Genomic DNA, 7,908 nt, shown 5'->3' with positions numbered 1-7,908 from the left:
ATGCTGCGTGCGCTTCGATCTTGTCGGGGCGGAACCCCGCCCAGTAGTCGTGCTCATCGACCACAACAACGGGCGCCTGGCTGTAGCCGAGTTCCTGCGTCACATATTCCATCGCGGCAGCACTCTCAGTGAGGTCAACGACCTGGTACACGATCCCCTTCCGATCAAGCGCACGGTAGGTGGCGGTGCACTGCACGCAATTCGGTTTGCTGTAGACAAGCGGGCCATATTCGGTTGCTTGCATCGTTCGCCCGGTTGAGCAAATTCTGTCTATTCGTAGTTTTGAGGGGGCCATTGTCGGTGTCGACAAGGTAGCAGCTGGCTGGACCCTTCGGCGACAGTGACGGGTGCCTCGAAAACAGGAGGCTCGCAGGGTCTCCGATCGACAATGCGACCTCTGCTGTTCGATCCCTAGGGCGGCGAGATCGAGGAGCGTGCGCAGAAGTGGACTCTCCGTCGCTGTGACCGGGGTTTGACGCATCATCGCTCCTCCTCGCCCGTTTTCCTCAAAAAATATCCTCACGGCAGCACTCAAAAACTGCAAGACTGTTGCCTCAATAGGCACAATGATGCGTTTAGTGCAACGTCAGGGGTGTGATGGACTCGTCGGTGTCGGCGACGCTCGAATCTGAGGCCAATCTGATGGGCGAAAATGGGGCCACCGGTTTTGGTTCTAGTCTGCCGGTTCTTGGGTTCTGATGCTGGGGAGGCTGTCGATGCCTCGTCCGCGGAGCCGGTAGCTGGCGCCCTTCAACGTGAGGACGTCGGCGTGGTGAACGATGCGGTCGATCATCGCTGCGGCGACGGCTTGGTCGCCGAAGACCCCACCCCAACTGCTGAAGGGCAGGTTCGAGGTCAGGATAAGCGACGCGTGTTCGTAGCGGGATGACACCAACTGGAAGAACAGGTTGGCGGCGTCTTGTTCGAATGGGAGGTAGCCGACTTCGTCGACGATGATCAGCCCGTAACGCCTCAGCCTTACCAGCTCTGCGGGGAGGCGGCCCTGCCGGTGCGCGTCGGTGAGGCGGGTGACCCAGTCGGTTGCGGTCGCGAACAGCACTCGGTGTCCGTGCCGGGCGGCGACGATGCCGAGCGCGGTAGCAAGATGGGTTTTCCCGGTCCCGGGAGGGCCTAGGAGGACAACGTTGCGGGCCTCGGTCAGGAACCCGCCCGAGGCCAGCGCGCCGATCTGTTGCCGGATCGCGGGTTGGACGTCCCAGTCGAAGTCCTCGATGGTTTTCTTTGCCCCGAAGCCGGCAGCGCGGATCCGCAGTTCAGCGCCGGACGCGTTCCGGGCGGACACTTCGCGTTCCAGGACTGCGGCCAAATAGTCCTCATGGGTCCAGCCGGCGTCTCGGGCTTGGTCCGCGAGCCGGGTCGCGGCCTCGATGATGCGGGGTGCTTTCAACGCGGCTGCGAGATAGGTGATCTCCTTCACCGCATCGGAGGTTGTCTTGCCCGTGGTCATGAGGCGGCCTCCGTCCCGGTCAGCCCGAACGCGCGGTCATAGTCGGCCAGGTCTCGGGTGAGGTCGTCATTGTCGGCGATTGCCCGGGGCCGTTGGAACTGTTCCCGGAGCACTTTTGCCGTCGCAACATGGGCGGGGTCGGTGATTGTTGATCCTCTGGCCCAAACCCGGGCGTGTTCGCTGATCACCCGGCCGCCGAGACGCACTCGAACCCGTTCCAGGTCTGCGGTGACGTCCACGAGGCGGCCGATCGCGGTCGGGTCGACGGAGTAATCGTTGGAGTCCACCCGGACGTAGTAGTCGCGTCCGAGCCGGACCCGGTTCCGCCAGCCCAGTTGAAGCGCGACCGGCGGCAGAGGAAGCATGCCGGCCAGGTCGGCATCGAGACGATCCACCGGGCGAGCTTTGACCGTCCTCACGACCCGGGAGTTCGCCAGCTGCAGCCAGTCAGCGAACTGGGTGTTGAAGTCCGCCGGGGAAGCGAAAGTGCGGCCCGGCATGAACGAGGTCTCGAACCACCCGTTGCGGCGCTCGACGATCCCTTTGGATTCCGGGTCGCGGGGTTTCAGCAACACCAGCCGGGTGGCCAGCATCCCCATGAACTCGGCCACTCCCGCCGCGCGACGCGGACCCCGGCCAATGCCGGGCTCGTTGTCCCAGATCAGTCGTCTCGGGACCCGGCCGAGCTGCTGGAGCAGCTCCCATGATCCGAGCAGCAGGTCCTCCGTTTTGCGGGTCGGGATCATCCGGCCCAGGACGAACCGCGAATGCGCGGGTGTGATCACCAACACCGGCAACAGTTTCGCGCTCCCGTCCTCGAGCGGGATCTTCGCCGGAGGGAACCACAAATCACACTGCGCCGCATCTCCGGGCTCCCAGACCAGACGGTCCGCGGGATCGACGGGGCGCTGCTCGGGCCGCATCCGGCGCACGTTGTCCCGGAACCAGGTAATTGAACCCGACCAACCGACCCGTTCCGCGATCACCGTCGCCGGCATTTGCGGGTGCTCCGCCAACAGGTCCCGAACCCGACGCTCGAACGGCGAGAACGTCGTCGGTTGTTCTAACCGCTCATACTTCGGCGGACTCGTCGACGCGACCGCCCTCGCGACCGTCGACCTCCCGACACCCAAATCCTTCGCGACCTGCCGCTGCGGAACGCCGTCCGCGACAAGCCTCCTGATCAACGCCCAATCTTCCAAAGTGATCACCCATCCAATCTGTCTGGGTGGCCTCATATTCAAGCGTCGCTATGGCCTCATTTTCGAACGTCGTCGACAGTCGGGAACTGCACCGGGCCGTTTCGCGCCTGTCATATTGCTGGACCCGGCGCGGAGCATGTTCGAGGAAATGCTGACCGGCTGGGAGCGGCAACAGTTCAGCCGCGGGTTGGCGGCCGAGACGGTATCGAGCACGGTCGGTTTCATGCGGCGCTTTGGCAGATGGACGGGCGATTACCCCTGGCACTGGAAACCCGGGGATGTCGAAGACTTCACCTCCGCGTTACTCACCATGCAACCGCCGCGAGCTCATTCCACGCTCCGCGGCTATCACCAAAGGATCAAGACGTTTTGCGCGTACCTGATCGATCCTCGGTACGACTGGGGGCGGCGCTGCGAGGAAGCATTCGGGACCCATCCGATCCAGATCTGTCACGAGTGGAACACCCGCACTCACCTCAGTGAATTCGAAGCCCTGCCCGTGAAACGGCCGCTGAGCTATGACGAGCTCGAAGCGTTCTTCAGCCACGCAGACAGCCTTGTCGAGACGATCATCACGAGCGGGAAGAAGGGGGCGCTCAGCGCGCTCCGGGATGCGCAGCTCTTCAAAACGGCGTACGCGTTCGGGCTCCGCCGAACCGAGGTCGCGATGCTGGATCTTGCGGACCTGCGCAGCAACCCGAACAGCCCGCAATGGGCCGGCTACGGGGTCTTGCACGTCCGGTTCGGTAAATCCTTCAAAGGCGGCCCGCCGAGACGGCGCAGCGTCCTCGCCGTACCCGAGTTCGGCTGGGCCATCGAGGGTCTGAAACAGTGGGTCGAACAAGCCCGCCCAAAATTCCTCGCCCACCAAACCAACGCACTGTGGGTCACTGAACGCAAAGGCAGAGTCTCTATCCGCCACCTCGACAACCGGTTCGCGGCGATCCGCGACGGCGCCGGCCTCGATAAGAACCTCACGATGCACAGCCTCCGCCACTCCTACGTCACGCACCTCGTCGAATATGGCTACCCAGAACGATTCGTTCAGGAACAAGTCGGTCATTCCTACGCCTCTACAACAGCCATCTATACGTCCGTGAGTAACGACTACAAAAACCGGATCCTCGCCGCCGCACTGGCCCGGGTCTACGGCCCCACCCCGAAAGGATTACCTTCATGACCGGCCCCTACACGGTGACTTGGAACCTCCGCCAACTCATGGCCACCAGGAACCACTTCAAGACCACCGACCTCGTACCCCTCCTCGCCGAACGAGGCGTCGCTCTGTCCCGCGAGCAAGTTTTCCGTCTGGTCACCCAGACCCCAATCCGCCTAAACCTCGACGTCCTCGGCGCGCTCTGCGAGATCTTCACCTGCACCCCCAACGACCTCATCCACATCGATCGCACTGCGTCCGCAAATCAGGAAACCGTGAACGACAGTGGACCCAGCCAGCCGATCGGAAATCTCCGCCCCGTCACCGCGATCATCCGTCGACCTTCACAATGAGCTCTTGCTGCGACTGCGGCTCCGTCATCGGTCTTCACGGTCGCCGCTGCTACTCCTGCCTCCTCAAGATCCGCGCCGAACAGCTCATCAGCACCAGCGATGGGCACGTCAACCCGGCGTTCATCCCGCTCCGTGATCTGCTGGTGAATTCCGGGCGCGAATCAAGCCTCGCCAACTGGGTCAAACGCAGCAGCTCAGCGGCGCTGATCCGGCTCTACGTGACCAACGAAACCCCCCTCACCCACGAGAGCCTCGACGCCTGGCCCAGCAAACAAACAGCAACCCATGTCCGGCAACTGTTCCTCGCCACCGGCCTTCTACCCGCCCGAGAAGAGACACTCCGCCGGTTCGACATCTGGACCCTCGACTACCTCATCGCACAGCCCGGCCCGCACCACCAGATGCTGCAGAGGTATGCCCGCTGGCATGTCAGCCCGGCGCTGCAGAACAAGGCCACACGCCGGCCCTTACGCGCCGGCTCTACCAGCTACGCGCGCCAGCAGATACGCACCGCCGCACGGTTCCTCCAAACCCTGCCGCACGACGTACCCGCGACGGGCCACGTTCAATTCCTGATCGAGGACTACGTCCTTGAGCATCCACGGGAAAGAGACCGCCTTGTCGACTTCATCAGGTGGACTCAGAAACACAACCATCTCCCCCACGCGGAACTCGCCTACACGGCCATGCAACACCCACGGGTGGCCCTCGCTGAAAGTGACTATTGGGCCGCCATCAGCACTCTCCAGACCGACACCAGCATTTCGCTGCGCGCCCGCGTCGCTGGGCTCCTCGTCGGGCTCTTCGGCCAACAGCTAACGAGAATCGTCCAGCTCACCGCCGACAATATCTACGAGAACGACGGCGCGGTACAGCTCCTCCTCGGCGCCGACCCGATCACACTCCCCCACACGCTCGCGCAGCTCGTCACAAAGCTCCGAAATACCCGACCGCCCTGGACCGCCGAGGCTCCCGACCGATGGCTCTTCCCCTCAAAATTCCACCCGAACAGACACATTCATCTGCACACCATCGCGGACGATCTCCGCAAACACGGCATCTACACAATCCCACTTCGCGGGGCATCACTCACAAACCTCGCCGGCCACATTCCCATCGGCCCGCTCTGCGACATGACCGGACTCAGCAAAGCAGCCGCCATCAGATGGGCGGACGTCGCTGGACGCAGCTGGAACGCATACCCGCAACTCAGAACCGAGCACTAACGAACACGACGCAGACGAATACCAACACTGCACCAGACGGTCATCATGATCTGATCCCATCGTGACGGAGACCGGGTCGGGCTGTGTAACGAAGTTATTGGAACGCCCTGACATCGGCGTCCCGGGTGACTGGTGGGGTGGCCTGTTCGCCAGCCACAACGTGACGGTGCGGTGGTGAGAGTCGGTGGTCATCTTCTACTGCTGGTCTTCGTACGCATCACGGTTGTAACGGCGGAGCGCGGCAAGGAAAGCGGGTGCGGTGGTGTCGTACTGGGCGAGAGCTGGCGCCAACCGGTCACCGGTAGCGTCCACCAGGTCGGCGTTTCGGTACACCCGGCCGCAGACCGGACACACCGTGCACTCATCCCCATCCGATGAGCCCGCACCTTCGAACGTGATCCGGCCAGTCCTGTCAGCGGCCATCCAGTCGAAGGAGAACGAGTCGTTACCGCACACACACGTCTGGTTGTCCCCGTCCGCCTCAACCTCCGCGCCCCCCAGAACTGTGAGCGGTGTTGTCGGGTACGGCCAAGGGGCCGTCGGTGGTGGGTTGTTGGTGCTTGTCATCTTCTTCTCCCCTGATCGTTTTTTGCCAGGAAGGCACTCCGTGCCGATCAGGGAGAGAGACCGGAACGCAACCCGAAGGGCGGCGAGGGAGAGAATGTTCGCCGCGATATAAGGGAGCACCGCGACCGCGTGGCAAAAATTCTCGGAACAGGCCGGCGGCGGAGCCGCTTGCGTGCAGGGCACTCGACCGCATAATCGCCGCAGGCTTCCCGGCAAAACGTCGAAGCAGCGCTTCGGATATTAGAGCTCGGCTGGAGGGCGAGTCCTAACTCAAAGCCAGGAACGACGAAGTGAGTGCTCGGAGCGGAGCCATAGGTTACGACCACCGAAGTCCGTGAAGGGTCATCGCGTCACGGAGCTCCGGGGTGTCGGGGGTTAGCGCACCCTGTGTCTTGTTGGTGAGGCGGGGGCTGATGTCAGGGTCGTTGGGTCGCTCGAAGATTGCCCACATTCGCAAGTCATCTCCATGGCGTGACCGAAACTCCACCCCGTCCACGGCGGAGGTGCCCGAAAGTTCGTAGAGCCATGATGCGATCGATCGGGTCAGGGCGCGAGGAGCTGAGTCTTTCAGGAGAGCTGCATCGAAATCAGCAACGGGCATGCCGTAGTCAGCCGGATTGAACCGGCGTCGCAAAGCCGCGACGCTGGTCGAGTGAGTGATGTAGCAATAAACGCCGTCCTGTGTCGCGTGTCCGGCAAGCCGATCATTAAGCCAGCTGTGATCAAGCTCGCCAGCGGGATAGTCGGGGAACAGGGCGCCGTGCCCGTCTCTGTCGTCGACCGCCATCACCTGATCCTCCACGGATCGTGCTGGACGATACTTTGCCAGCACCTCGAGGAGACAGGCGTACAAACTGTCGGCGGTATAGATCGTCCGGAAGTTACCGTCTTGGTCATCCCAACGGCCATCGAAACGTCCGTTGTCTGTCGCGTATCGCCAATCGGACCACGCCCACACGTCGGGCCGGAAACCGACATGCCAAACCTTTTCGGCGCGGGTGGTGCGTTCGAGTTGCGGGGGCGTCATCCGATGAACGCGAATGCCCGGGCAGCAGCGACCACGGCGGGCCCAGCAGTATCAAGCGGCTCCTCCCGGAGCAGTTGGGCAGGGGCTGCATCATCGAGCTGCGGGTTCATTCCTTTGAACCAGGACTGCACCGTGGCAGCACCCTCTCGTTCCCGAAGAAGCGCAGCGATGAAGTATGCGGTGCGGAGACGATCCAGCTTGTCCGTAGACAACTTCGTCTCACCCGTCGCCCACTCCGCCACCTGCCGGGTAGAAGTCACCCGGCCAAGATACGCCACCAGCTTGGAGCCCAGAACCTCCCGAAGCGCAGACACCAACTCGGGTTGAGAGAACCGCACGGAATCCTCATGAGCTCGAAGCCCCGGGCGCTGCGTCGTAGTGGACATAACCCCATTAGACAGCACCCAAAGGCGTAACTCAATAGTAATGCACCGTGAAGTGCATACAACTCTGCACTCTTCGTGGGTGCTTCGTGGTCCGATTTTGGATGTTCACGCGCTTAGCGTGACGAATTGCCTGCGTTTCTACCGAAAAAATCCCGGCGCTGCGCAGGATCGGGCCGAGCGCCGGTGCCATCAGCAGACGCTCCCCGGTCTAAGTCGGGACTTAGAAGGTTCGGTTCATCCTCGCAGGATCAACCTGTCCCTATGAGCTGCTGGCATCGTGACAAACTTGCGGGACCTAAGCCTCGATCCACCGATGTTCTTGGGTGAGAGCGGGTCGCGCGCTTGGTGAGCTTCGTGCTGGTTATGGGCGCGGCGGTGCCGCGGGCCTTGCTGCCTGTGGTGTTCCGCTGAGGGTTTCTGCTCGCGCCGGGGTGGCTGGATGGTCGGATGGGTCAGCTCTGGGGCGGCCCAGTCGCGTGAGCGAACATCGCCGTCCAGGCCGTTTCCCAGGGCCAGGATTGGG

The 7,908-nt window shown here is 62.7% G+C and carries 9 protein-coding genes; 3 read left to right on the top strand and 6 right to left on the bottom strand.

Annotated elements, in window-relative coordinates:
• The 3 genes from nrdH to istA all read right to left on the bottom strand — a co-directional run.
• Positions 1 to 244: glutaredoxin-like protein NrdH (gene nrdH / locus B7R24_RS16675; RefSeq protein ID WP_116420134.1), on the bottom strand; the 244-nt coding region annotated here is incomplete at its 3' end.
• Between the two features lie 429 nt (positions 245 to 673).
• Positions 674 to 1,468 carry an IS21-like element helper ATPase IstB gene (gene istB, locus B7R24_RS16670; protein WP_116420133.1) on the bottom strand — a complete coding sequence of 265 codons (795 nt, stop codon included), beginning with the start codon at positions 1,466 to 1,468 and terminating at the stop codon, positions 674 to 676.
• On the bottom strand, positions 1,465 to 2,670 hold the full coding sequence (istA, locus tag B7R24_RS16665) for an IS21 family transposase (RefSeq protein WP_437123539.1): 1,206 nt from the start codon (positions 2,668 to 2,670) through the stop codon (positions 1,465 to 1,467). The genes istB and istA overlap by 4 nt, the downstream gene beginning before the upstream one ends.
• Position 2,671: 1 nt before the next feature.
• Here istA and B7R24_RS16660 point away from each other — a divergent pair, with 1 nt between their 5' ends.
• The 3 genes from B7R24_RS16660 (at position 2,672) to B7R24_RS16650 (ending at position 5,405) form a co-directional block, all read left to right on the top strand.
• Entirely contained in the window at positions 2,672 to 3,850 is a 1,179-nt protein-coding gene (locus tag B7R24_RS16660) for a tyrosine-type recombinase/integrase (protein ID WP_253259530.1), read from the top strand.
• On the top strand, positions 3,847 to 4,179 hold the full coding sequence (locus tag B7R24_RS16655; RefSeq protein ID WP_116420130.1) for a helix-turn-helix domain-containing protein: 333 nt from the start codon (positions 3,847 to 3,849) through the stop codon (positions 4,177 to 4,179). The genes B7R24_RS16660 and B7R24_RS16655 overlap by 4 nt, the downstream gene beginning before the upstream one ends.
• Positions 4,180 to 4,322: 143 nt before the next feature.
• On the top strand, positions 4,323 to 5,405 hold the full coding sequence (locus B7R24_RS16650; RefSeq protein WP_147304095.1) for a hypothetical protein: 1,083 nt from the start codon (positions 4,323 to 4,325) through the stop codon (positions 5,403 to 5,405).
• A 195-nt stretch (positions 5,406 to 5,600) separates the two neighbouring features.
• Here the strand turns inward: B7R24_RS16650 and B7R24_RS16645 are convergent, their stop codons facing one another.
• The 3 genes from B7R24_RS16645 to B7R24_RS16635 all read right to left on the bottom strand — a co-directional run bounded on the left by B7R24_RS16645 (position 5,601) and on the right by B7R24_RS16635 (position 7,259).
• Positions 5,601 to 5,972 (bottom strand): hypothetical protein, encoded by a 372-nt coding sequence (locus B7R24_RS16645; protein ID WP_147304094.1) that lies wholly within the window; start codon positions 5,970 to 5,972, stop codon positions 5,601 to 5,603.
• A 316-nt stretch (positions 5,973 to 6,288) separates the two neighbouring features.
• The gene (locus tag B7R24_RS16640; protein ID WP_116420127.1) at positions 6,289 to 6,999 is read right to left on the bottom strand and encodes an RES domain-containing protein; all 711 of its coding nucleotides are present in this window, start codon (positions 6,997 to 6,999) and stop codon (positions 6,289 to 6,291) included.
• Positions 6,996 to 7,259, bottom strand: a complete 264-nt coding sequence (locus B7R24_RS16635; protein WP_253259529.1) for a hypothetical protein — start codon at positions 7,257 to 7,259, stop codon at positions 6,996 to 6,998. Before B7R24_RS16635 ends, B7R24_RS16640 begins: the two co-directional genes overlap by 4 nt.
• Between the last annotated feature and the right edge of the window lie 649 nt (positions 7,260 to 7,908).

Origin of the sequence: Subtercola boreus (assembly GCF_003399645.1) — a bacterium.
Classification (GTDB): domain Bacteria; phylum Actinomycetota; class Actinomycetes; order Actinomycetales; family Microbacteriaceae; genus Subtercola; species Subtercola boreus_A.
Note: the sequence above shows the minus strand (reverse complement) of the source record. Positions and strands in the feature narration are given on the sequence as shown.